Source organism: Nocardioides sp. CCNWLW216 (assembly GCF_037120545.1).
Classification (GTDB): domain Bacteria; phylum Actinomycetota; class Actinomycetes; order Propionibacteriales; family Nocardioidaceae; genus Nocardioides; species Nocardioides lianchengensis.
Window position 1 is genome coordinate 217659 of record NZ_JBBBBJ010000005.1, and the last position, 24793, is coordinate 242451.

A 24793-nucleotide genomic window follows, 5' to 3' on the forward strand; every position below is an offset into this window, starting at 1 on the left:
ATGAGCGAGTTCCGTCCCCGCCGCTCGGTGCTCTACATGCCGAGCTCCAACGCCAAGGCGCTCGAGAAGGCCAAGACCCTCCCCGTCGACGGGGTCATCCTCGACCTCGAGGACGCGGTCGCCCCGGACGCCAAGGTGGACGCGCGGGCCGCGGCCGTGGCCGCCGTGCGCTCCGGCGAGTACGGCCGCCGCGAGCTGACGATCCGGGTCAACGGGATCGGCACGCAGTGGCACGACGACGACCTGGTCGCGGCCAGCCAGGCCGGGCCGGACGCGATCGTCGTACCCAAGGTGAACAGCGCGGAGGAGGTCCGCGGCCTGGTCGCCGCGATGGAGGCCGCCGGGGCGCCCGAGCACACCCGCCTCTGGGCGATGATCGAGACGCCGGTGGCCATCCTCGACGCCCTCGCGATTGCCCGCGCCTCCGAGCGGCTGGCCGTGCTGGTGCTCGGCACCAACGACCTCGTCAAGGAGCTCTACGCCGAGCACGTGCCCGGTCGTGCGCCGATCCTGCCGTCGCTGCACACCGCCCTGCTCGCCGCCCGCGCCGCCGGGATCGCGATCGTCGACGGCGTCTACAACGACGTGAAGGACGCCGACGGCTTCCTCGCCGAGTGCCGCCAGGGCCGCGAGATGGGCTTCGACGGCAAGACCCTCATCCACCCCGGCCAGGTCGAGGGCGCCAACGCCGCCTTCGCCCCGTCCGAGCAGGCGGTGGCCGACGCGCGCGGGCTCATCCAGGCCTGGGAGGACGGGGCGGGCTCCGGGGTCGTCACGTTCAACGGCCGGATGGTCGAGAACCTGCACGTCGAGTCGGCCCGGCGCACGCTCGACATCCACGAGGCCATCCAGGCGCTGGACGGCTAGATCCTTTCGAGGATCCGCACGGCGTCCCCGACCGGCCGCAGCGCGGCCATCGCGTCGGCGACCGCGCCGGCCGCCTGCCGGTGGCGGGGGTCGGCGAGCACGGTCGAGAGCGCTGCGGGCAGGTCGCCGACCGCGTCCACGCCCCCGAGGAGCCCGATGCCGGCGCCCACCGCCGCCACGTGGTCGGCGTTGACGAACTGGTCCATCGCGAACAGCGGGAGCACGACCTGCGGGATCCCCACCCCGAGCGCGGCCATCGTCGTCCCGAAGCCGCCGTGGCCCACCACCACCGAGGCGAGGGGCAGTACGGCGTCCTGCGGCCACCACTGCTCGAGCCGGGTGTTCGGCGGGACGACGAGGGTGTCGAGCGCGACGCCGCGGCCGGTCGTGAGCAGCACCCGCACCGGCTGGTCGGCCAAGGCCTCCAGCACCGCCGGGTAGACCCGGGCGAACGGCGGGAGCGCCGCGGCCACCGACCCGAAGCTCACGTACACCAGCGGCTCCTCGGGGTCGCCCCACTCCCCGGGCAGCCGTCCGGGGCCGGTGGCCGGGGGGACGCGGTAGCGGATCACGGGGCCGTCGTACGGGACCACGGAGGTGATCGCCTCGTCGAGCACGGCCGGCACGCTGGTGAGGGTGGTGCCGGCGCGGATCGCAGCAGAGCAGGCGCCCGGCCGGAGCCCGGCGAGCTCGTCGAGCTCGACCAGCGGCTCGGCCAGCAGGTCCGTGACCCGCGCGAGGAGCGACGAGACCCCGACCGCCACCACGACCTGCGGAACGCCGGCCGCGAGCGCCGCCGCGAGCGAGCCGAGCTCGGTCGGCTCGCGGAGCACGACGTCCGGCCGCCACTCCTCGATCGTCGCGGCGACGCCCGGGAGCGCGGCCTGGGCGTCCAGGCGGCCGAAGACCTCCGCGACCACGACCCGGTTGGCGTCCTCGGTGGACAGCGACGGCAGCCGACCCATGACCTCGCCGAGGACCTCGGGCCGCACGTCCGCGAAGGGCAGGTGCCCGAAACCGGCCCCGGCGACCTCGTCGGCGAACGACGCGGGCGCCGCCACCGCCACGTCGTGGCCGGCCTCCGCGCAGGCCCGGGCCACGGGGACCAGCGGTCCGAAGTGGCCGGACCCCGCGGTGGACGCGACGAGGACGCGCATCGCCCCATCGTCCCCGTCCCGGGCCGCCGGCGCAGCCCCGAAACTGGGGAACCCGAGGTCAGTCGAGCCCGGGCACGATCCGGATCTCGCGCACCGCGCCGCCGTCGAGCGCCGCCAGCGCCTCCTGGTACGCCGGGCTGTCGTGGGCGGCCCGGGCCGCGTCGACGGAGTCGAAGCGGATGACGACGGTCCGGGTCGACTCCCCGGACTCGTAGACCTGCTCGGGGAAGCCGCGGGCGACGAAGGTGCCGCCGGCCCCCTCCAGGGCAGGACCGGCGAGGGTGGCGTACGCCCCCAGCTTCGACTCGTCGAGGATCTCCCGGTAGATGCTGATCCAGTAGGCGCTCATGGGCCCATCCTGCCGCGCCGGCGGGCCGGCGGCGACGTGAGGCCGCTGCACGGGCGCGGGCGGCCCGGTCAGAGCGCGGTGCCACCCGAGGCGTCGACGACCTGACCGGTCACCCACCGACCGTCCTCGGAGGCCAGGAAGGCGACGATGCTCGCCACGTCGTCGGACTCCCCGAGCCGACCCAGGGCGACGCGTGCCGTCGCCTGCGCCGTGAGCTCCGGATCCGCCACCAGGTAGTCGCTGTTGCGAGTGAGGACGACGCCGGGCGAGACCGCGTTGACCGTGATCCGGCGCGAGCCGAGGTCCTGGGCCAGGTGGCGCGTGAACGTGTCGAGGGCACCCTTGGTGGTGCCGTAGGCGATCAGCTCCGGACTCGCCACGGTCGCCGCGCGGCTCGAGATGTTGATGATCCGGCCACCGTCGCGCAGGCGCGGCAGGGCGAGCCCGGTGACGAAGAACGGCGCCCTCACGTTCACCGCGACCAGGCGGTCGAAGTCCTCCTCGGTCAGGTCCGCCAGCCGGGCGACGTTCCCCGCGGCGGCGTTGTTGACGAGGATGTCCAGCCGTCCGTCGGGCACCTGGTTCCCGCTCGCCGCGTCGAAGGCCTCCCAGAGGCGGGCCGCATCGCCGCGCGAGCCGAGCTGGGCGGGTACGGCGAAGGCGCGCCCGCCGTCCTCGCGGATCCGCTCGACCGCCTCCCGCGCCGCCGCCTCGTCGTGGCCGAAGCCGAGCCCGACGATCGCCCCGTCCCGGGCGAAGCGCTCGCTGATCGCCCGGCCGATGCCGTGGCTCCCGCCGGTGACGAGAGCGACCTTGTCCTGCAGTGGTCCTGACATGATCTCTCCTTTGTTGAATGATCGTTCAAGGTGAGGCTACGTCTTGTTGAGCATTCGACCAAGAAAGGTGTGCCGAACTCTGGAACGATCGCTCTAGAATGAAGGGATGAGCCCTCCGGACACGCGACGCGGCCGACCGCCGAGCTTTGACCGCGCGGCGGCGCTGGAGGCCGCGACCCGACTGTTCTGGGAGAACGGCTACGAGGGCACCTCGATCAGCGACCTGACCCGCGAGATGGGCATCCGGCCCGGCAGCCTCTACGCGGCGTTCGGTGACAAGAGGTCGCTGTTCAACGAGGTCGTCGAGACGTACGGCCGGTCTCCGGCCGGCGAGCTCGTCTGGGCCGCCATGGCGAGGGAGCCCACGGCGTACGACGCCTTCCGTCGCGTCCTGATCGACGCGGCCGCGATGTACACCGACCCCGAGACCCCCGCCGGGAACCTGCTCTGTAGCGCGGTCGCGGCCGACGTCGACGTCGCCACCTACATGCGCGACCTGCGCAACGCCGACGTCGCGACCTTCGAGAAGCGGCTCACGACCGCCCGCGAGGACGGCGAGCTGCCGGCGTCGACCGACCCGGCGAGGCTCGCGTCGTACTTCACGACCGTCCTCCACGGGATGTCGCAGCGGGCTCGCGACGGGGCCACGTCGGCCGAGCTCACCGACACCGCGGAGTTGGCGATGGCGGCCTGGCCGAGGTCCTGATCCGACAGCCCGACCTCACGAGCCCGGGGTCGACACGTCCAGACCGGTCAGGAACGCGACGACCTTCCGGGCCGGCATCTCGCAGGGCCGGAACGCCTCCTCGCCGTCGCGCGGGAGGTAGAGGTTGGCGCTGACGACGTCCGTCCCGCCCAGCTCCTCGGCGTACACGCTCTGTTGGCGCCCGCCCAGTCGCACGGTGCGGGTCACGCCGTAGCGGCGGCCGTCGTACGCGACCGCGGACCAGCCCTCGGGGAGCCGGTCGAAGAGGTCGCGGAGGCTCACTCGGTCCCGCGGGCCCGTCGGACCTGCTCGTCGAACCAGACCTTGGCGCTGCCGAGGAAGCCGGCCGCGTCGTGGACAAGCTTGCCGACGGCGTCCTGGCTCTGCTGGAACGTCTCGGAGTAGCTGCGGGCCGCGTCGCGGGCCGCGTCGGTGACCGTCGCCGTGGCGTCGTCGACGCGGCGGGGGTAGGCGCCGCCGAGGAGCGCGGTGTAGTCCCCGGAGTCGACCCAGCGCCGCAGCTCCGCAGCCCGTACGACGGCGAACGGATGCGTCTGGTTCTCGATCAGCAGCAGCTTGAGGACCGAGTCGCGGAGGTCGCCGGACTCGAGGTACTCCTGGCCCTGGGCGAAGAACGCCGTCTGGTCGAGGTCGGAGAGCAGCCCGCCGCTGGCCAGCTTCATGTGCACGCGGAACGCCGTCGCGGGGTCCTGGGTGGCCAGCAGCCCGGCCCGGTCGGCCGACAGCTCGGCCTTGCGCGACCACTCGTGCAGCGCCGCCACGATGGCCCGGATGCCCAGCCCGCCGATCGGGATCGACGCGAAGACCCCGGAGAGGGTCAGCAGCCGCTGCAGCAGGGTCTGGTAGACGGCGTGCCCGCTGATCGCGTGGCCGAGCTCGTGGCCGAGGACGAACCGCAGCTCGTCCTCCTCCAGCAGGTCGACCAGACCGGAGGTCAGCACGATGAACGGCTTGTTCATGCCGAGCGTGTGCGCGTTCGGCACCGGGTTGGCGGCGACGTACAGCTCCGGGAGCTCCGGCAGGTCGGGCGCGTCCAGCGTCTCCGCGACCTCGCCCAGCAGCCGGTGCAGCGTCGCGAACTGCCGCTCGTCGGCCCGGACGGCGGAGCCCAGGAAGACCAGCCGGACCGCCCGCTCGTTGAACAGCCCCGACACCGCCTTCAGGACCGTGTCGAAGCCCTTCAGCTTGCGCAGCGCGACCAGCGCACCCCGGTCGGCGGGGTGCTCCCACGCCCGCGAGCTGATGTCCCGGAGTACGACGCGTCCGCGCGCCGGCTGATTCGTCACGGGAGCACTCTGACACGCGCCGCCGACGTTTCGCGGGCGTTCGTCGGACAGCAGAGATCCGCGGCCCCTACGCTCCCCGCGTCCCCTTGCCTCGGAGGTCCCTGTGCGTCGCCGCGTCGTCCCCCTCGTCCTGCTCGTCGTGTCGTCCCTGCTCGGGACCTTCCCGGCGACCGCCGAGGACGCGCCGCCGACCGGACGCGTCGAGATCTGGCGCGCCGGTCTCCCCGCTGGCTTCGGCTTCCGCTCCGAACCCTGCGGCAGGAAGGTCGACCCGCCCGTCCCCACGACCCATTGGTACGACCGTGACGGACTCACCTACCGGGTCTCGACCGTCACCCGGGACGAGCTCGTCCGGTCGGTGTCGTCGTTGGCCTCGCTGACGTCCTACGCGCCCACGTACTCCACGAGCTACGTGTGGAACGTCGGCGTGCGCGTGGTCGTCCCGGGCGCCGGTCTGATCGGCACGGGAGCGCTGCCGGGAGCGGGCCTCGGCCGGTGGGGCCACCTCAATGTCGTGACGGACCCGGTGCTGCGGTGGACCGACGCCTCCGGGGCGCAGGTAGCCCGTTCGACGGTCGCGGAGCTGGTCGCGGAGCGGCCGTGGGCTGCCGTCGGGCCCGCCACGATCGGCCTGGGTGTGGAGGCCTGTGATCCCGACGTCTCGGTCGCGGTCTCGATCGACGACCTCACCGTCACCACGGGCGGGGCCACCACGGTCTACGACTTCGCCGCGCCCCGGGTCCCCGGCGTCCGGGGGCAAGTCGTCGAGGTCGGTCACGGACAGTCCTACACGATGCGTACCCGGCTGTCGCAGGACGACGAGGCGCTGGGAGCACCCGTCCAGCTGTGGGCCCGCCCCGCAGGGGCGAGGCAGGAGCGGCTCGTCGCCACGGTCCGCGTCGCCGCGGACGGCTTCGCCTCGGCGACCGTCCGTCCCGACCGGACCACCAGCTTCCGCTGGCGCTACGACGGTGGTCCGCTCGACCGGCCCGTCGTGTGGTCCGAGACGTCCCTCCTCGTCCTGGTCCGAACCGAGGCCTCGATGACGGTGAAGCGGATTCGTGGCCATCGCTACGTCGCCGTGATCCGCGCGACTCCCGCACGCGGGCAGCGCGTCGGCGTCCGCGCCGAGAGCCGGGACCAGAGGTGGCGCCGTCGCGTCGGGTCGGCGCGCATCGGTTCGACGGGTGTCGCCCGGGTGCGCTTCGAGGCGCCCCACCTCCGGTGGCGGCCGAACGCACGGTGGCGGATCACTGCCACCGTCGACGGCGGCAACCAGCTCGTCGACAAGTACCTCACGTCGACGATGACCATCCCGTCGGGGCGCTGAGGGCCGCTACTCCCCCATCGGCACCCGCACCCCCCGCTCGACGGCGACCTCGCGCGCCCGGTCGTAGCCGGCGTCGACGTGCCGGATGACGCCCATGCCGGGGTCGTTGGTGAGCACCCGCTCGATCTTCTCGGCGGCCAGCGGGGTGCCGTCGGCGACGACGACCTGGCCGGCGTGCAGGGAGCGGCCCATGCCGACGCCGCCGCCGTGGTGGAACGACACCCAGGTAGCGCCGGAGGCGGTGTTGACGAGCGCGTTGAGGATGGCCCAGTCGGCGATGGCGTCGGAGCCGTCGAGCATGGCCTCGGTCTCGCGGTACGGCGACGCGACCGACCCGCAGTCGAGGTGGTCGCGGCCGATGACGACCGGCGCCTTCAGCTCGCCGCTGGCCACCATCTCGTTGAACTTCAGGCCGGCCAGGTGGCGCTCGCCGTACCCGAGCCAGCAGATGCGCGCGGGCAGCCCCTGGAAGTGGACCCGCTCCTGGGCCATCCGGATCCACTTGTGGAGCCGCTCGTTGCCGGGGAACAGCGACAGGATCGCCTCGTCGGTCGCGGCGATGTCGGCGGGGTCGCCGGAGAGCGCGGCCCAGCGGAACGGCCCCTTGCCCTCGCAGAACAAGGGGCGGATGTAGGCCGGCACGAAGCCGGGGAACGCGAACGCCCGGTCGTAGCCGCCCTGCCGCGCCTCGTCGCGGATCGAGTTGCCGTAGTCGAACACCTCGGCGCCGCGGTCCTGCAGCTCGACCATCGCCCGCACGTGGGTCGCCATCGACGCCCGCGCGGCGGCCGTGAACGCGACCGGGTCCGCCGTACGACGCTCCGCCCACTCCGTGAACGGCACCTCCGCCGGCAGGTAGAACAGCGGGTCGTGCGCCGAGGTCTGGTCGGTGACGATGTCGACCGGCGCCCCCCGCTCCACCAGCTCCGGCAGCACCGACGCGGCGTTGCCGAGGAGCCCGATCGACAGCGGCCGTCGCGCGTCGCGCGCCTCGACCGCCAGCGCCAGCGCCTCGTCCAGCGACGACGCGCGTACGTCGAGGTAGCGGTGGTCGATGCGCCGCTGGATCCGGGCCTCATCGACCTCGACGCAGATGGCCACGCCGTCGTTCATGGTGACGGCGAGCGGCTGCGCCCCGCCCATCCCGCCGAGGCCGGCGGTGACCGTGATCGTCCCGGCGAGGGTCCCCCCGAACCGCTTGTCGGCGACCGCCGCGAAGGTCTCGAAGGTGCCCTGCAGGATCCCCTGCGTGCCGATGTAGATCCACGAGCCGGCGGTCATCTGGCCGTACATCGTCAGCCCGAGGTCCTCCAGCCGCCGGAACTCCTCCCAGTTGGCCCAGTCGCCGACCAGGTTGGAGTTGGCGATCAGCACCCGCGGCGCCCAGGGGTGGGTCCGCATGACGCCGACCGGCTTGCCCGACTGCACGAGGAGCGTCTCGTCGTCGGCCAGCGAGCGCAGGGAGGCCACGATGGCGTCGTACGCCTCCCAGGAGCGGGCGGCCTTGCCGGTGCCGCCGTAGACGACCAGCTCGGCCGGGTTCTCGGCCACCTCGGGGTCGAGGTTGTTCATCAGCATCCGCAGCGGCGCCTCGCTCTGCCAGGACCCGGCACTCAACGTCGTGCCCCGCGGGGCGCGCACCTCTCTCACGACAGCTCTCCGATCACGTGCTCCACAGCGGACAGGACGGCGCCCGAGTCGACGAGGCCGACGGCGGTCTCGATCTCGGGGGACAGATGGCGGTCGGGGCCGGGGCCCTCGACACCGGCGGCGCGCAGCAGGTCGATCACCGCGGCGGTGGCCGGCGACGGCTCGAGCGGGCGGCGCAGGTCGAGCGCCCGGGCCGCGGTCAGCACCTCGATCGCCACCACCCGGGTCAGGCCGTCGACCGAGCGGCGCAGCTTGCGGGCGGCCGACCAGCCCATCGACACGTGGTCCTCCTGCATGGCGCTGGAGGGGATCGAGTCGACCGACGCCGGCACCGCCAGCCGCTTCAGCTCGGAGACGATCGCGGCCTGCGTGTACTGGGCGATCATCAGGCCGCTGTCGACGCCGGGGTCGTGCGCGAGGAACGGCGGCAGCCCGTGGTTGCGGGCCCGGTCGAGGAACCGGTCGGTACGACGCTCGCTCATCGACGCCACGTCGGCCGTGACGATGGCCAGGAAGTCGAGCACGTAGGCGACCGGCGCCCCGTGGAAGTTGCCGTTGGACTCCACACGCCCGGGGGCTCCGCCCCCGGGGACCCCCGCCGAGAAGATCACCACGGGGTTGTCGACGGCGGACGCGAGCTCGCGCCCGGCCACCAGCGCCGCGTGCTCGACGGTGTCGCGGGCCGCGCCGTGCACCTGCGGGGCGCAGCGCAGCGAGTAGGCGTCCTGGACCCGGTTGCAGTCCGGACCGCGGTGGGACGCGACGACCCCGGAGTCGCGCAGGACCGCGGTCAGGTTGGCGGCCGAGAGGGCCTGGCCGGGATGCGGGCGGATCGCCTGCAGCTCGGGGGCGAAGACCCGGTCGGTGCCGAGCTGGCCCTCGACCGACATGGCCGCGGCCACGTCGGCGGTGCGCAGCAGCCGGCGCAGGTCCTCGATCGCCAGCACCAGCATCCCGAGCATCCCGTCGGTGCCGTTGATCAGCGCCAGACCCTCCTTGGCACCCAGCTCGACCGGCTCCAGGCCTGCGGCGGCCAGCGCCTCGGCGGCCGGCAGCAGCGTCCCCACGGCATCGCGCACCTGCCCCTCGCCCATCAGCGCGAGCGCGCAGTGGGAGAGCGGCGCGAGGTCGCCCGAGCAGCCGAGCGAGCCGTACTCGTGCACGACCGGCGTGATGCCGTGCGTCAGCAGGTCGGCCAGCAGCTGCGCCGTCTCGAGCCGTACGCCGGTCCGCCCGGTGGCCAACGTCGAGAGCCGGAGCAGCATCAGCCCGCGGACCACCTCGCGCTCGACCTCGGGACCGGACCCGGCGGCGTGCGAGCGCACCAGCGAGCGCTGGAGCTGCTCGCGCAGCGCGGCCGGGATGTGCCGGGTCGCGAGCGCACCGAACCCCGTCGAGACGCCGTACGACGGGGTCGCGGCCGCGGCGAGGTCCTCGACCACCGTCCGGGCGCGGACGATGGCGGCGACGGCGTCGGCGCCGAGGTTTACCGCGGCAGCGTCGCGTGTGACAGCCACCACATCTGCGAACGAGAGGGGGCCGACATCGACCGTGACGAAGGGGGGCATGTGCCCATCAAAGGCGCGCCCCGCCTGGACCGCCAGGACGAGAGGCGCCTCTGCATCTCGGATCCGAGACGTACGAACTGGAACACGTTCTCCCAGGACCGTGACACCACGTTTGTAACTTTTCGGGCCCGGGCACGTTGGGCTGACATCGACGGCGTCGGACTTCCTGTGGGGGGTGGGGCCACGCCACCCGAGATCGATCTAGGAGTCCCCATGCGCCGGTTCATCCCTCTCGGCACTGCGCTGGTCCTCGCGGCCGCCGTGCTGACCGCTCCGTCCAGCGCCGTCGCGGGCCCCGCGGACCAGACGTCCGTGGCCGCGAAGGCCAAGGCCAAGCCGAAGAAGGCCAAGAAGCAGCCGACCCCCTACGCGTTCCGTGCCCACGGCTACGGCACCCGCATCATCGGCGGGCAGGTGCCGGCCGCGTCCGGCGCCACCGCCCTCGAGGTGATCGGCTGCACCAACAAGACCGGCCTGAACCGCAGCAACAACGTCGCCGAGGTCCAGATCCCCGGCCTCGGCCGGATCTCGGGGGTCCGCACCAACGTGCGCACCGTCAAGACCGCCACCGAGGTGGCGTCCATCTCCGTCCACAAGGTCGCCGAGATCGTCCTGGCCGAGACCCAGCTGGGGCGGCTTTCGATCGAGGGCGTCACGTCGGTCTCCAAGGCGAGCGCGACGAAGTCCGGCTACCGCGCCGACACCGAGACCACGCTGGCCAAGCTGGTCTTCCGCGCGCCGGGCGGTCAGGCGCAGGTGCTGCCGCTGCCCACCCTGAACCGGCCGATCGTCGTGCCGGGCCTGCTCCGGGTCGCGATCGGCGACCAGCTCCGACGCAAGGGCAAGGACTTCGCCCGGGCCCGGGCCAACGGCCTGACCATCACCCTGATCCCGACCAAGACGACCGTGGTCGTGGGCCGCACCGTCGCCTACATCACCCGCGGCATCCAGTCGGGCCTGTTCTCCGGCTCGGCCAACGCCACCAAGACCGAGCTGCTCACCGGCATCGTCGGCACCGGCCGCACCCAGCGGGTCACGATGCCCTGCCAGGGCACGGACGGGAAGGTGCGCTCGTCCTCCGCTGCGGGCGTCGACCTTCCCGGCATCCTCGACCTCGGCGTGGCCCGCTCCTCGCAGCTCGGCATCCAGGGCCGCCGGGTGTCGCGCGGCTTCGAGGAGTCCTCGGTCGGCAGCATCAACCTCGGCAACGGCGCGCTGAAGATCGACGCGATCAAGGGCCGGGTCAACGTCTCCCGGGCCAAGGGCAAGAAGCCGGTGGTCAACTTCAGCGGGTCCCAGGTCGCGGGCATCACCGTCGACGGCGAGACCTACTCCCTGCCGGAGCTGAACGGCCTGGAGATCCCCGGGGTCGCGAAGATCGAGACCCTGGTCAAGACTATCACCCGCAACGGCGGTGAGATCACCGCCGTCCGCATCACCCTGCTGGGGGGCCAGGGCGGGATCATCAACCTCGGCCAGGCCAAGCTGAAGATCATGCCCAGCGGCCGCTGATCCTCCTGCACTCCGACGACGCCGGTCGCCCCTCGGGGCGGCCGGCGTCGTCGTGTCCGCAACCTCACAGCGCCCGGGCGTGAGACGGGCCGTCGTACGACGTCCGCGGCGCGTTGACTGGCCCGCGTGGACGACGTCAGCACCCTGCGCCGCTGGGCGATGCTGGCCGCCAGCACCCTCGCGCAGGCGGCCGCCGCCGTGATGATGCACGGCCCGGCGTTCCTGATCCCCGTGCTCCACGACCGCGAGGGGCTGAGCCTCGCGGAGGCCGGCCTGGTCGCGGCGGCCCCCACCGTCGGGGTGATGCTGACCCTGGTCGCCTGGGGCGCGCTCACCGATCGGGTCGGCGAGCGCCGGGTCCTGCTCGCCGGCCTCACCGCGACCGCCGCCGCGGGCGTGGTCAGCGTGCTGGTCGACGGCCTCGTCCCGATCGCGCTCGCCCTGCTGCTGGCCGGCGGGGCCGCGGCCAGCACCAACGCCGCCAGCGGCCGGGTCGTGGTGGGCTGGTTCCCGCCGCAGCGCCGCGGCCTCGCGATGGGCATCCGGCAGATGGCCCAGCCGGTCGGGGTCGGGGTGGCGGCCGTCAGCATCGCCGTCGTCGCCGACCGCTCGGGTATCCAGGCCGCGCTGCTCGTCCCGACGATCGCCTGCGCGCTGGCGGCACTCGTCGTCGCAGCCGTCGTGCTCGACCCGCCGCGTCCGGCCCGGGTGGCGGGCGACGCCCCCAACCCCTACCGCGAGAACGGCTACCTCGCCCGGATCCACGGCGTCTCGGTGCTCCTCGTCGTCCCGCAGTTCGTCGTCTGGACCTTCGCGCTGGTGTGGCTGGTGCAGGACCGGGACTGGTCACCGGCGGCGGCCGGCGGGCTGGTCGCCGGCGCCCAGGTCGCCGGCGCGCTCGGCCGGATCGCCGCCGGCCACCTGTCCGACGTGGTGGCCAGCCGGATGCGGCCCCTGCGCTGGGTGGCGGTCGCCGCTGCGGTGACCATGGGCCTGCTCGGGGCCGCGGCCGGCCGGGAGCTCGCGATCGCCGTACCCCTGGTCGTGCTGGCGACCGTCCTGACGGTCGCCGACAACGGGCTGGCCTTCACCGCCGTCGCCGAGCGGGCCGGACCGTTCTGGTCCGGGCGCGCCCTCGGCCTCCAGAACACCGCCCAGTTCGTGACCGCCTCGGCGGTGCCGCCGGTGGCCGGGCTCGCGGTGACCCACCTCGGGTACGCCGCCGCCTTCGGCGTGGCCGCCCTGTTCCCGGTGCTGGCCGCGCCGCTGGTGCCGGTCGGCGAGGAGCGCGACCTCTCCTGACTGGCGCCGGACCGCGGCGGGTACCGGACCCGGGACTCGAGGAGGAGCCATGCTCTACGTCTGGATCGCCATCGCCATCGTGGCCGTCGCGGTGCTCGTCACCCTGCTGGTGCTGAGCCGCAAGCGGAAGCTGGAGCGCGACCGCGCCGAGGCCGGTCAGCTGCGAGCCGCCGCTCAGGCCCACACCGGCGACATCGTCTCCACCCAGCAGGAGGTCGAGGTGCGCGCCGAGGACGCCGCGATCGCCCACGAGGAGGCCAAGCTGGCCGACGAGCGGCTCGCCGAGGCCGAGCGCGCCCTGGCCCAGGCCGAGGCCAAGCAGGAGGACGTGCTCCGCGCGGCCGACCGTCTCGACCCGCACCGCAAGTCCGACGAGCTCGACATCTCGCCGGCCCCGACGGGGAGCCACCGCAAGGAGGTCTAACCTCCCGGCATGAGCCAGGTGCCCGCGGCGACCCGCACGCTGCGGGTGCTGCGCTTCCTGGCCAGCCAGCCGGACCCCGTGCCGCTGGAGCGGATCGCCCAGGCGTGCGACCTGCCGCGCAGCTCGGCGTACCACCTGCTGCGGGCGATGGTCGACGAGGGCTTCGTGACCCACCTCGGCGAGGAGCGGCGCTTCGGCCTCGGGCTCGCGGCCTTCGAGGTCGGCAGCGGCTACTCGCGGCAGGCGCCCCTGCAGCGGATCGCCCGGCGGGCGGTCGCGGCCCTGGCCGACCGCACCGGCGAGAGCGCCCACCTGGCCGTCCTGCACGGCCGGGACGTGCTGTACGTCGTCGAGGAGCGCGCCCCGGGACGTCCGCCGCTGGTCACCGACGTCGGCGTCCGGCTGCCCGCCCACCTCACCGCGAGCGGCCGGGCCATCCTGGCCGGCCTGCCCCGCCCGCAGGTGCGCGCGCTCTACCCCGACGCCGCCGCCTTCACCGTCCGGCACGGCGCCGGCCCGCAGAGCCCGAGCGCCCTGCGCACCCTGCTCGCCGAGACCCGCCAGCGCGGGTGGGCGACCGAGGACGGCGAGGTGACCCCGGGCCTGGCCAGCGTCGCCGTCGCGGTCGTCGACCACAACGGCCACCCCGTGGCCGGCGTCGCCGTCACCTACCCCAGCACCGACCCGCCGACGGTGAGCGCGGACGTGCGCCGTACCGCCGAGCTGATTACCCGCCGGCTGGGCGGTCTCGTCGTCGAGTGACGCGAGATGGCTGCCCCCATGCCTCGGATCCGACCATCTGGCGTCGCTCGACGGTTCAGCCGGCGCGGCCCGGCTACCCTTCTCCCGTGATCTCCCGCGCGCTCCCCCTCGGCATCCTGCCGCCTCCGGTCGTCTGACCGGAGCGCCTCTGCCGGGGCTGCTCCGACACCTCCCCTGTCGGCACCCACCCAGGAGCACCCGCATGTCCCGATCCACCCCTGCCTCTCCTCTGTCCGCCCGCGCGGGCCTGGTCCAGGTCTCCCTGGCCGGCGTCCTGTGGGGCACCGGCGGCCTCGCCGTCCAGGTCGTCCGCGACGTCCTGCCCATGTCCGTCCTCGTCATCAGCGCCTGGCGGATGGTCGTCGCCGCGCTGGTGCTCGGCCTCGCCCTGCTGCTCACCCGCCAGGTCGCGGGCGTGGTCACCCTGCTGCGCACCCACCCCTGGCAGGCGGCCCTGGTCGGGACGGCGACCGCGACGTACCAGGCCCTCTACTTCGCCTCCGTCGTCCAGGTGGGCGTCACCGTGGCGACGGTGGTCAGCCTCGGGCTGGCGCCCGTCCTGCTGACCCTCGGCGAGGCCGTCCGCGACCGCCGCGTCCCCGACGCCGGCCACCTGCTCGTCCTCGGGGCGGCGCTCACGGGCCTGCTCCTCGTCAGCGGTACGGCGCACGCCGGCGAGACCGGACCGCACCCGGTCCTCGGGCTGCTGCTCGCCGTCGGGTCCGGGTCGGCGTACGCCCTCACCACGGCGCTGGGCCGACCGCTGGCGCAGACCAGCTCGCCCCTCGCGCTGACCACGACCACCACCACCGTCGGCGCGATCGCGCTGCTGCCCGTCGCCGCGGTCAGCGCGCTGTCCGGCAGCCCGGTGCTCACCGCCGACCCGGTCGCGCTCGGCACCCTGCTCTACCTCGGGGTGATGACCATGGCGCTGGCCTACGGCCTGCTGTACGCCGGTCTCCGCACCACCCCGGGCAGCGCGGCCGTGGTCGCCACGCTCCTGGAGCCGGTCACCGCGGCCGTGGTGGCGGCGATCTTCCTCGGCGAGCGGCTCGGTCCGCTGGCGGTCCTCGGCACCGCGCTGATCCTGCTCGCCGTGGCCGGACTGGGACGGAAGCCGGCCGTACCGCCGGGTTGAGCCGCTCGTTGGACGGGAAGGTAGAACCCGTTCCTGCCAGCCTGGGAGGCCTGGATGCGCTCGACCCGCCCCTATCTGCACCTGCTCGTGTCCGGCGCGACCGCCGCGGCTCTGGTGGTCACCGCACTCGTCGTCGCGGAGGTGCCGGGTGAACGGAGCGGCACCCTGGCGGCCGGCTTCAACGCGGAGAAGGCGGCCGCGGGCCTCCCGCACGTCGACCCGGCCGGCACCCCGCCGCACACCCACCACGACCCCGCGACCAAGAACTCGCTGTCGCGGGCGTCCGAGGTCAGCATGGACACCCAGGACCCGACGAGCGCGGCCGAGAAGCGCACCGCCGCGTCGTACGTCGCGAGCCAGCGGCGGCTGAGGGACCCGCGGCTGACCACCGTGCCGGTGATGCAGAAGCGGCGGGCGCGCCCGCAGGACCGCTACGCGATGGCCAACGGCTGCTACCGGCTGGCCGGGCGGAGGATCTTCTTCAAGCCCACCGACCTCGGCACCTACCTGCTCTACACGACCGACCGCGGGTTCCTCGCCGCCGGCGGCGAGCGGGCGGCCAAGCCCTCCCCCGCCGTCGAGTGGCGGGCGGCGAGGGCCGGCCGACGGACGGCCTTCCGCAACGGCACCGGCGCGCTGCGCATCGGCGGTGCGACCGCCTTCGACCTCCGTCGTACGACGGGGTGCGCGGCCTACCCCGAGTCCCAGATCGACATCGACGGCAACCCCTACGCCGGCGTCACCTCCTTCCAGGAGGTCCGCGGCCTCGTCGACGCGCACACCCACGGCATGGCCTTCCAGTTCCTCGGCGGCGCCGCCCACTGCGGCAAGCCGTGGGACCGGTACGGCGCGCCGTACGCCCTGGTCGACTGCCCCGACCACCGGGCCACCGGCGGGTACGGCGCACTGCTGGAGTCGCTGCTCTCCGGCGAGCCGAGTCACGACCCGGTCGGCTGGCCGACCTTCAAGGACTGGCCGGCGCCGGAGTCGCTGACCCACGAGGGCACCTACTACCGCTGGCTGGAGCGCGCGTGGCGCGGCGGGCAGCGGATCTTCGTCAACCTGCTGGTCGAGAACAACCAGCTGTGCATGCTCTACCCGCTGAAGAAGAACGCCGAGTACGCCACCTGCGACGACATGACCTCGGTGCGCCGGCAGGCCCGCAACATGTACGAGCTGCAGGACTACATCGACGCCCAGTTCGGCGGTCCCGGCAAGGGCTTCTACCGGATCGTGAAGAGCCCGTGGGAGGCCCGCAAGGTCATCAACGCCGGGAAGATGGCGGTCGTCATGGGCATCGAGACCTCGGTGCCGTTCGGCTGCACCGTCAAGCTCGACCGGCCCCAGTGCAGCGCGGCCGAGATCGACCGCCAGCTCGACGCCGCGCACCGGATGGGCGTGCGCCAGATGGAGCTGGTCAACAAGTTCGACAACGCGCTGGCCGGCGTCGCCGGCGACCAGGGCGCGATCGGCCCGGTGGTCAACCTCGGCAACTTCCTGGAGACCGGGTCGTTCTGGGACATGGAGCACTGCGAGCCGGCCGACGGACGGTCGCACGACAACAACCAGCTCGCCGTACCCGACATCAGCGCCGGGACCCAGGACGCGCTCTTCGGCGCGGTCGGGCAGCTCGTCGACTCCCTCGGCCTGCTGCCCAACCTGGCGCTGCCGCTCTACCCGCCGCCGGACCACTGCAACAGCCGCGGCCTCACCACCCTCGGCGAGCACACCATCAAGGGGCTCGCCAAGCGGAAGATGCTCTTCGACCCCGACCACATGAGCGTCAAGGCCCGCCAGTCCTCGATGGACACGATCGAGGAGATCGGCTACTCCGGCGTGCTGTCCAGCCACTCCTGGTCGACCCCCGACACCTACCCGCGGATCTACCGCTCCGGCGGCTTCATCACGCCGTACGCCGGCGACTCGACCGGCTTCGTCGGCAAGTGGAAGGAGCACGTCGGCTGGGCCGACCCCCGCTACTACTGGGGCATCGGCTTCGGCGCCGACATCAACGGTCTCGGCGCCCAGGGCGACCCGCGCGGCGCGAAGGTCAAGAACCCCGTCCGCTACCCCTTCAAGGGCCTCGGCGGCGTGACCGTCAAGAAGCAGCGCGCCGGCCAGCGGGTCTACGACATCAACGTCGACGGCGTCGCTCAGTACGGCCTCTACCCCGATTGGATCGAGGACCTGCGCAAGGTCGCCGGGGGCAGGGCCGGGCAGGCGATCGTCGACGACATGTCCCGCGGCGCGGAGGCCTACCTGCAGATGTGGGAGCGGGCCGAGGGCGTGCGCCCCGACTCGTGCCGCAACCCGCGGCTCCGCAAGAGCGTGGCCCGCGTGAAGCGGCTGGTCCGCCCCGGGATGACCACGCGGGCCGTGATGAAGGCCGTCGGCCAGCCCTACCAGCGGCTCGGGACGACGTACCAGGTCTGCGCGCGGACGGCCAAGGACCGCAAGGTGCCCGTGTCGATCCGGTTCACGAAGGGCGGGAAGGTCAAGGCGGTGCGGGTACGCCGCTGACCGGAGCTTTCCTCAAACCGAGGACGCGACCGCCGATCGGTGATGGGATCGGCGGTCCTGCCTGACCTCGGAGGAACCTCGTGAACCTGCGCACCCCGCGCCGCCTGACCCTGCTCGCCCTCATCGCGCCCAGCCTCGCGCTGCTTCCGACGGTCACCGCGGCCCCCGTCTCCGCCGCCCGTGGGGACTCCGTGTCTCCGGCGTACGTCGTCGACGAGTGGACGGACGGCGACCACGCTCGCCTTCCGGCGCTGCCCTACTCGCGGGTCGAGCTCACCTACGACGCGAGCTACGGCATCACGCTCGACGGCCAGGTGCGCACCAGCGTGGCGTCATGGAAGGACTCAGGTCAGCGGGCGCTACTCACCGCCCCTGCGTTCGACAGGCCGATCATCGACGTCACCGGCGGCACCTCGTTCGGCCTGGGTCTGGACGACCAGGGTCGCCTGCGCTCGTGGGGCTCGGCACCGGAGATCCCGGCCGAGGACCTGGCCGAGACCTACCGCGACCTGGCCGCCGTGGGCAACGCGGCCGTCGGCGTCACCTCGGAAGGCCAGCTGCGGTTCTGGGGCACCGCCGCGAGCCGGTACGTCTTCGACCCCGCAGCGCTCGCCGCGGCGGACGTCGCCAGCGTCGACATCAACTCCGCGGCGGCGGTGGCGATGACCGCGGACGGTCACGTCCTGTCGGCCGGCTACGCGCTGGACGGCACCTACTTCGAGTCGGCACCGCTCCCGGCCGAGCGCGCGGACGACGTCTACAGCGCCGTCGACGTGGGCGTGAACTTCGCGCTCGGTCTGACCCAGGACGGTGAGATCGTCAGCTGGGGCAGCTACCAGAACGGCGAGGACCAGGTCCCGGAGCTCCCGGTCGGTCGTCACGCCGTCGCGGTCTCCGCCGGCATGCAGTGGGCAGCCGCGGTCCTGGACGACGGCTCCGTCGTCACCTGGGGCAACCGCGAGCGGACCGAGCTGCCGCCGCTCCGCGCCGATCTGCCCGTCGTCGACGTCGACCTGGACCGCTACCACTCGGCCGTCACCTACGCCGCTCTCGCCAACACCGCCGCGCCCACCATCAGCGGCGTGCCCGAGTTCGGCACCGAGCTGACCGCCACCCCGGGCGAGTGGTCGTCCACCCCGGACGACCTGCACTACGCCTGGACGTTGCACGCCCACGGCACCACGAAGGCTGTCGGGACCGACGCCCCGTCGTACACCCCGACCGCCCAGGACGCTCTGGACTGGGGCACCCTCAGCGTGACCGTCACCGCCGAGAAGGACGGCTTCCTCACCGGTACGGCGACCTCCGCCGAGACCGACCACGTCGCCCAGCGGCAGTTCGCCACGGCGCCCACCCTGAACGTGCAGGGCACCCCGCAGGTCGGGGGCACGCTGACCGCGGTCACGACCGTCGCCAGCCCGGCTCCGGACGACGTCGAGGTGACATGGTTCCGGTCCACCGAGGAGGGTGAGGAGTTCTCCGAGAAGGTCGGCGACGGCGCCACGCTGGCCCTGACGGCGGACCTGCTCGGGGCGGACGTCGTCGCCAACGTCACGGCCTACAAGGAGGGCTACGAGCCGGCCTCCGACGAGAGCGAGCCGATCACCGTCACGACAGGGACCCTCATCGCCCCGACGGTCTCGATCACCGGGAGGCCACGGGTCGGTCAGGTGCTGACCGCGACGGCGTCGGCTCCGGCGGCGGCCACCGCGACGTCGTACCAGTGGCTGCGCGCGGGCGCCCCGATCACCGGTGCCACCGCGCGCACCTACCGTCCGGCGACCGCCGACCTCGGCAGGCGCCTCAGCGTCCGGGTCGTCAGCAGCGCACCCGGCTACACCGCCGCCACGGCCACGTCCGCCGCCACGGCGGCCGTCTCCCTCGGCGCCGTCCGACTGAAGATCACGGTCCCCGCCAAGGCGACGGTCGGCAAGAAGGCCACGATCACGGTCCGCGGCCTCGCCGGCGGCGAGCGCTTCACGGTCACGGTGGCCGGCAAGCGGCTCACCGGGAAGGCGACCGCGGCCGGCGTCGGCAAGGTCGCGCTGAAGGTCGCCGGCAAGCCGGGCAACCGTGCGGTCAAGGCGGTGGGCTCGGTCGCCGACCGCTCGGGCACGGCCACGCTGCGCGTCGTACGACGGAAGTAGTCCGCGACAGCTCGGCGAACGGGCCGATCGGACACGGCTCAGAGCAGGAAGGGTCGGGCCGGCGCGGGGGGACGCCGCCGACCGGGGCGCGCGGTGGGGGCGAACTGCCGCTGCCGAGGCCCTCAGCGGTGGTTTCTCGAACGTTCGCCCCCAGGGGCAGCCCCGACCGCGAACGGCAGACCTCGGCAGCACCTTCACCGTGACGGCTCGCCGGCATCAGCCCGACGGGCACAGTGAAGTTACCGATCGGTAGGATGTTTCTCACGCCGTTCGGGCACTGACGCACCATCCGTTGGCCTCTAGGCTCGCGGACGGCCGTGTGCCGCGCATCACGACGAGGAGCCCCACCCGTGCAGACCTTCGCCATCATCGTCTCGCTGGCCATCACGGCGGTCGCCGTCGTGATGGCGACGATCGCCGTCCGCAGCATCTACCGGACGGTCCGCATCGGCGGCCCGGCGATGAACCGCTCCGACCAGCCCGGCCGCCGTACCTGGACGCTGGTGAAGGAGAGCCTCGGCCACACCCGGATGCTGCAGTGGCACTGGGTCGGGATCATGCACTGGTTCGTGTACGCCGGGTTCATCGTCCTCAGCGGCGCGGTGGCCACCGGCTACTTCCAGCTGTTCGACCCCGAGTTCGCGCTCCCGCTGATCGGCCACTTCTTCCTCTACGAGTGGGTCAGCGAGGGCCTCGGCCTGCTGAGCACGGTCGGCATCGTCTTCCTGATCGTCTACCGCCAGCTCAACCACCCGCGGCGCCAGGGCCGCGACAGCCGCTTCTACGGCTCCAACTTCTGGCAGGCCTACTTCGTCGAGGCGATGGCCCTGCTGGAGGGCTCGGCGATCCTGTTCATCCGCGGCGCGGAGTACAACCTCGGCCAGATCGCGAGCGACCACCCCGAGGACTTCGACCGCTTCCACTTCCCGATCAGCTCGCTGGTCGGCGAAACGCTCTTCCCCGCAGGCGTCGAGGGCAACGAGGGCTCGCTCGAGACGATCATCATCGTCATCGCGATGATCAAGATCCTGCTGGCGATGACCTGGCTGATCGTCATCTCGTCCAACCTGACGATGGGCGTCGCCTGGCACCGGTTCACCGCCTGGCCGAACATCTGGTTCAAGCGCGAGGGCAGTGGGCGTACGGCGCTGGGCGGGATGAAGCCGCTGACCAGCGACGGCAAGGCGATCACCCTCGACGACATCGACGACCTCGACGAGGACTCCAAGCTCGGCGTCGGGGCGATCGAGGACTTCTCCTGGAAGGGCATCCTCGACTTCACGACCTGCACCGAGTGCGGCCGCTGCCAGTCGCAGTGCCCGGCCTGGAACACCGAGAAGCCGCTCTCGCCCAAGCTCCTCATCACCGCGCTGCGCGACCACGCGTACGCGAAGGCGCCGTACCTCCAGGCGGAGGGGGACGAGGCGAAGGCCGCCCTCCTCGAGGGCAGCGACACCCTGACCCGCGAGGTCGAGCGGCCGCTCATCGGCGAGACCGGCGGCCGGATGGACGGGCTCGAGGACGGCGAGTGGTTCTACAACCCGGAGAACGGCGCGGCCGTCATCGACCCCGACGTGCTGTGGAACTGCACCTCGTGCGGCGCCTGCGTCCAGCAGTGCCCCGTCGACATCGAGCACGTCGACCACATCATGGACATGCGGCGCCACCAGGTCCTGGTCGAGTCGAACTTCCCCGCGGAGCTCAACGGCCTGTTCAAGGGGCTGGAGAACAAGGGCAACCCGTGGAACATGTCGCCCAACGCCCGGATGGACTGGGCCAAGGGACTGGACTTCGAGGTCAAGGTCGTCGGCGAGACGGTCGAGTCGCTCGACGAGGTCGACTGGCTGTTCTGGGTCGGCTGCGCCGGCGCCTACGAGGACCGCGCCAAGAAGACCACCCGCGCCGTGGCCGAGCTGCTGGACATCGCCGGCGTCAGCTTCGGCGTCCTCGGCAACGGCGAGACCTGCACCGGTGACCCGGCCCGTCGCGCCGGCAACGAGTTCGTGTTCCAGGGCCTCGCGCAGCAGAACGTCGAGGTGTTCAAGGAGTACAAGGTCAAGAAGGTCGTCTCGACCTGCGCCCACTGCTTCAACACCCTGAAGAACGAGTACAAGGAGTTCGGTGTCGAGCTCGAGGTCGTGCACCACACCCAACTGCTGAACCGGCTGGTGCGCGAGGGCAAGCTGACCCCGGTGAAGGACGGTGCCGGCGCGCACCAGCGCAAGATCACCTACCACGACCCCTGCTACATCGGTCGCCACAACGGCGTCTACACGCCCCCGCGCGAGCTGCTGCAGATCCTCCCCGGCGCCGAGGTCGTCGAGATGGAGCGCAACTCCGAGCGGTCCTTCTGCTGCGGCGCCGGTGGCGCGCGCATGTGGATGGAGGAGAACCTCGGCGAGCGGATCAACGTCAACCGGACCGTCGAGGCCGTCGGCACCGGCGCCGACCAGATCGCCGTCGGCTGCCCGTTCTGCCGCGTCATGCTCTCCGACGGGCTGACCGCCCAGCAGGCCAAGGGCGAGGCGCGCGAGGAGGTCGAGGTCCTCGACGTCGCGCAGATGCTGCTCGCGTCGGTCAAGGGCGAGATGGCGACCAAGGCCGCGCCGGGCTCGTCGTCCGCTGCTGCTCCGGAGGCGAAGGCTGCTCCCGCTCCCGCCGAGAAGCCGGTGGAGACCAAGGCGGAGCCCGAGGCCGGCGACGAGACCGTCACCGACGACACCGTCGTCGCCACCGAGGACGCCGGCCCGGCCGCCAAGGCGTCCGGCGGCTCCTCGCTCTTCGACGACGCCTCGTCGATGTTCGACGAGCCCGAGGCGAAGGCGGCGCCCGCAACCGCGTCCCAGGACAAGGAGCCGGCCGAGGAGGCGCAGGCCGCCAAGCCGACGTCGTCGGGCGGGTCTCTCTTCGACCTGGGCGGCGACGAGGCCGAGCCCGCGCCCGCCGACGAGCCGGCCGCGAAGGCGGAGACCGCGCCGGAGCCCGAGAAGACGGCCGAGCCGAGCGCGGACCTGGGGTCGGGCGGCTCGTTGTTCGACCTGGGCGGGGACGAGCCCGAGCCGGCCGCGAAGGCCGAGCCGAAGCCGGCCGCCGAGCCGACCGCCGCCGAACCGGCTGCCGAGAAGGCCGAGGCGAAGCCCGTTGCCGACCTCGGCTCCGGCGGCTCGCTGTTCGACATCCAGGCCGACGAGCCCGCCGAGCCCGCCGCATCGAGCGAGCCCGAGCCGGCTGGTGAGCCCGAAGCTGCCGTTCAGCCCGAGGCCGAGGAGCCGAAGGCCGACGAGCCGAAGGCCGATTCGGCCAAGCCGGCCGTCGATCTCGGGTCGGGTGGCTCGTTGTTCGACATCGCCGCGCCCGAGCCGGTCGCCGCGCCCGAGCCGGCCGCTCCGGCCCAGCCCGTTGCCGAGCCGGAGCCCGAGGCAGAGGTGGAGCCCGAGGACACGCCGGAGCCCGAGCCGGCTGCTGAGGCCGACGTCGCGCCGGCCGCCGCGACGACCACCCTGGCCGCCACTCCGGCCACCGACGTCGACTTCGACAGTCTCGGTTCGCTCTTCGACCTGGAGGCCCCCGAGCCGGTCGCGGCTCCGGCCGCGAAGGGGGAGCCCGAGCCGGAGCCCGAGACCAAGGCGGAGCCCGAGCCCGAGCCGGAGGCGGAGCCCGAGCCGGAGGCGGCACGCGAGCCGAAGGCGACGTCGACCCCGGTCGCCTCGAGCGCACTCGCGGCGACCCCGGCGACCGACGTGGACTTCGACAGCCTCGGCTCCCTCTTCGACATCGAGGCGCCCGAGCCCGTCGCCGCCCCGGCGGCGAAGGCCCAGCCCGTGCCGGAGCCGGAGCCGGAGACCAAGGTGGAGGCCGAGCCGGAAGCCGAGCCCGCCGCCGAGTCGGAGTCGCCTGGCGCCGACCTCAGCGCGGCGGCCACCGCCGCGGCGAGCGACGAGCCCGAGACGACCGTCGAGACGGAGTCCGAGCCCGTCGCCGAGAAGGAGGTCGACCCCGAGCCGGGGCCGGCGAAGCCCGAGCCCGAGCCCGAGGCCGCGGCCGAGCCGCAGTCCGAGGAGAAGCCGCAGCCGGCGAGCAGCGGCGAGGCCCACCAGCCGAAGACGGACGTCGACATCCACGAGGCGAGCTCGCTCTTCGATCTCTGACCGACGGCGGCTCGGGGCTGTTCGGCCCGCGGCCGTGGAAACCCTGACGTACCTGGTGCGTCAGGGTTTCCCCGTCTCTCGTCGGACCAGCCAGCGCACCCCCGGTGCGTCAGGGCGGCTCAGGCGCGGTCGAGCTCCCTCAGCACCCGGTTGACCAGGGCGCGACGCGGGTGCTTCGTACGACGGGCCAGCGCCTCGCGGACCAGCACGCGCGTCGGGCCGCGGCCGCCGCAGGTGTCGAGGAGCAGGGCCCGGACGTCGTCGTCGGTGGCTGCCTCGGCCGCGCAGTCGACGACCGCCTCCTCGTAGCGCATCCGCGGCGGACCTGACTCCCAGGAGACCCGCGGGTCGAACTTGTGCAGCAGGTGCACCACCACGCCCGCGGGCGTGGTGACGTTGCGACCGCGAGCGACGGCCACGTGGACGACCGACTCGTCGCGCCCCCGTCGGCCCGGACCCTCCGCCGCCCGGAGAGCCGACTCGTGGGTCAGCGCGGCCGGCCAGCAGGCCAGCACGCCCGCCCAGGCCCGTTCGTGCCAGGAGAACGGGGCGCCGTGGACGGCGTACACGCCGGGGTGGACGGTCGACCACGCGCCGTCAGCGACCCGCGCGTCCACCTCGGCGTCACTCATCCCGGCGATCAGCGCCTGGTAGCGAGCGAGCACGCCGCCCTGCTCCGCCATCAGCTGCCCCACGTCCACGCGCACACTCTGCCGTGCCCGGGCCCCGACGCACAGACGCCGCACCCGGACTGTGGACGGGCACGCGCCGTCAGGGCGCCTTGCCGACGTCGTCCTTGTCGGTGTGCTCGGGCACGAGCACCGGCCGCAGGAGCGCCCAGGCGATGAAGGCGGCGCCGACGACGAGCATCACGATCCCGGCCCACAGGTTGGCGTTGGGGCCGCCGGTCTTCTCGGTCTCGGGATCGCCGAAGAGCCCCATCAGCGTGAGGATCACGCCGTACGCCCCGATCAGACCGCCGATGATGTTGCGGATGTCGAGGGCACCGGCCTGGTGCTTGCGCCCGGAGGCGCTGGTCTGGGAAGTGCTGTTCTCGGACACGGGGTCCT

The 24793-nt window shown here is 73.1% G+C and carries 20 protein-coding genes; 11 read left to right on the forward strand and 9 right to left on the reverse strand.

The features are described from left to right. Nucleotides 1-867, forward strand: a complete 867-nt coding sequence (locus V7S47_RS13700; RefSeq protein ID WP_336562064.1) for an HpcH/HpaI aldolase/citrate lyase family protein — start codon at nucleotides 1-3, stop codon at nucleotides 865-867. Here V7S47_RS13700 and V7S47_RS13705 read toward each other — a convergent pair. The 3 genes from V7S47_RS13705 to V7S47_RS13715 form a co-directional block, all read right to left on the reverse strand. After that, the gene (locus V7S47_RS13705; RefSeq protein ID WP_336562065.1) at nucleotides 864-2024 is read right to left on the reverse strand and encodes a glycosyltransferase; all 1161 of its coding nucleotides are present in this window, start codon (nucleotides 2022-2024) and stop codon (nucleotides 864-866) included. The genes V7S47_RS13700 and V7S47_RS13705 overlap by 4 nt on opposite strands. Nucleotides 2025-2082: 58 nt before the next feature. Then, nucleotides 2083-2373, reverse strand: coding sequence for a DUF1330 domain-containing protein (locus V7S47_RS13710; RefSeq protein WP_090860596.1), 291 nt, complete (start codon nucleotides 2371-2373; stop codon nucleotides 2083-2085). Between the two features lie 68 nt (nucleotides 2374-2441). Next, nucleotides 2442-3209, reverse strand: a complete 768-nt coding sequence (locus V7S47_RS13715) for an SDR family NAD(P)-dependent oxidoreductase (RefSeq protein ID WP_336562066.1) — start codon at nucleotides 3207-3209, stop codon at nucleotides 2442-2444. Between the two features lie 106 nt (nucleotides 3210-3315). Here V7S47_RS13715 and V7S47_RS13720 point away from each other — a divergent pair, with 106 nt between their 5' ends. Then, nucleotides 3316-3915, forward strand: coding sequence for a TetR/AcrR family transcriptional regulator (locus V7S47_RS13720; RefSeq protein ID WP_336562067.1), 600 nt, complete (start codon nucleotides 3316-3318; stop codon nucleotides 3913-3915). A gap of 15 nt (nucleotides 3916-3930) precedes the next feature. On the opposite strand, the gene V7S47_RS13725 is transcribed toward V7S47_RS13720, so the two are convergent. Both V7S47_RS13725 and V7S47_RS13730 read right to left on the reverse strand, forming a co-directional pair. Next, nucleotides 3931-4197: a peptide methionine sulfoxide reductase gene (locus V7S47_RS13725; RefSeq protein WP_336562068.1), complete on the reverse strand. Its 267-nt coding sequence runs from the start codon at nucleotides 4195-4197 to the stop codon at nucleotides 3931-3933. Beyond that, on the reverse strand, nucleotides 4194-5222 hold the full coding sequence (locus V7S47_RS13730; RefSeq protein ID WP_170867213.1) for a M48 family metallopeptidase: 1029 nt from the start codon (nucleotides 5220-5222) through the stop codon (nucleotides 4194-4196). The genes V7S47_RS13725 and V7S47_RS13730 overlap by 4 nt, the downstream gene beginning before the upstream one ends. A 103-nt stretch (nucleotides 5223-5325) precedes the next feature. Between V7S47_RS13730 and V7S47_RS13735 the strand changes: the two genes are divergently transcribed. Next, entirely contained in the window at nucleotides 5326-6552 is a 1227-nt protein-coding gene (locus V7S47_RS13735) for a hypothetical protein (protein ID WP_336562069.1), read from the forward strand. A 6-nt stretch (nucleotides 6553-6558) separates the two neighbouring features. Here V7S47_RS13735 and hutU read toward each other — a convergent pair whose 3' ends face one another. Both hutU and hutH read right to left on the reverse strand, forming a co-directional pair. After that, the gene (hutU, locus tag V7S47_RS13740; protein ID WP_336562070.1) at nucleotides 6559-8202 is read right to left on the reverse strand and encodes a urocanate hydratase; all 1644 of its coding nucleotides are present in this window, start codon (nucleotides 8200-8202) and stop codon (nucleotides 6559-6561) included. Next, nucleotides 8199-9770: a histidine ammonia-lyase gene (hutH, locus tag V7S47_RS13745; protein ID WP_336562071.1), complete on the reverse strand. Its 1572-nt coding sequence runs from the start codon at nucleotides 9768-9770 to the stop codon at nucleotides 8199-8201. The genes hutU and hutH overlap by 4 nt, the downstream gene beginning before the upstream one ends. Before the next feature lie 213 nt (nucleotides 9771-9983). Between hutH and V7S47_RS13750 the strand changes: the two genes are divergently transcribed. The 8 genes from V7S47_RS13750 to V7S47_RS13785 all read left to right on the forward strand — a co-directional run bounded on the left by V7S47_RS13750 (nucleotide 9984) and on the right by V7S47_RS13785 (nucleotide 23723). Next, nucleotides 9984-11282, forward strand: a complete 1299-nt coding sequence (locus V7S47_RS13750; protein ID WP_336562072.1) for a choice-of-anchor P family protein — start codon at nucleotides 9984-9986, stop codon at nucleotides 11280-11282. 126 nt (nucleotides 11283-11408) lie between these two features. Continuing rightward, nucleotides 11409-12584, forward strand: a complete 1176-nt coding sequence (locus V7S47_RS13755) for an MFS transporter (RefSeq protein WP_336562073.1) — start codon at nucleotides 11409-11411, stop codon at nucleotides 12582-12584. A 49-nt stretch (nucleotides 12585-12633) separates the two neighbouring features. Continuing rightward, nucleotides 12634-13008 carry a hypothetical protein gene (locus V7S47_RS13760; RefSeq protein WP_336562074.1) on the forward strand — a complete coding sequence of 125 codons (375 nt, stop codon included), beginning with the start codon at nucleotides 12634-12636 and terminating at the stop codon, nucleotides 13006-13008. Between the two features lie 9 nt (nucleotides 13009-13017). After that, the gene (locus V7S47_RS13765; RefSeq protein ID WP_336562075.1) at nucleotides 13018-13770 is read left to right on the forward strand and encodes an IclR family transcriptional regulator; all 753 of its coding nucleotides are present in this window, start codon (nucleotides 13018-13020) and stop codon (nucleotides 13768-13770) included. 202 nt (nucleotides 13771-13972) lie between these two features. Continuing rightward, the gene (locus V7S47_RS13770) at nucleotides 13973-14908 is read left to right on the forward strand and encodes a DMT family transporter (RefSeq protein ID WP_336562076.1); all 936 of its coding nucleotides are present in this window, start codon (nucleotides 13973-13975) and stop codon (nucleotides 14906-14908) included. A gap of 54 nt (nucleotides 14909-14962) precedes the next feature. Beyond that, nucleotides 14963-17428, forward strand: coding sequence for a hypothetical protein (locus V7S47_RS13775; protein ID WP_336562077.1), 2466 nt, complete (start codon nucleotides 14963-14965; stop codon nucleotides 17426-17428). A gap of 80 nt (nucleotides 17429-17508) precedes the next feature. Further along, a complete protein-coding gene (locus V7S47_RS13780; protein WP_336562078.1) occupies nucleotides 17509-19575 on the forward strand; it encodes a hypothetical protein in 2067 nt (688 codons plus the stop codon). 350 nt (nucleotides 19576-19925) lie between these two features. Further along, complete coding sequence (locus V7S47_RS13785) at nucleotides 19926-23723, forward strand: heterodisulfide reductase-related iron-sulfur binding cluster (RefSeq protein ID WP_336562079.1); 3798 nt, start codon at nucleotides 19926-19928, stop codon at nucleotides 23721-23723. 119 nt (nucleotides 23724-23842) lie between these two features. On the opposite strand, the gene V7S47_RS13790 is transcribed toward V7S47_RS13785, so the two are convergent. Continuing rightward, nucleotides 23843-24424: a hypothetical protein gene (locus V7S47_RS13790; RefSeq protein WP_336562080.1), complete on the reverse strand. Its 582-nt coding sequence runs from the start codon at nucleotides 24422-24424 to the stop codon at nucleotides 23843-23845. Nucleotides 24425-24494: 70 nt separating this feature from the next. Further along, nucleotides 24495-24785 (reverse strand): hypothetical protein, encoded by a 291-nt coding sequence (locus tag V7S47_RS13795; RefSeq protein WP_336562081.1) that lies wholly within the window; start codon nucleotides 24783-24785, stop codon nucleotides 24495-24497. Nucleotides 24786-24793: the final 8 nt, after the last annotated feature.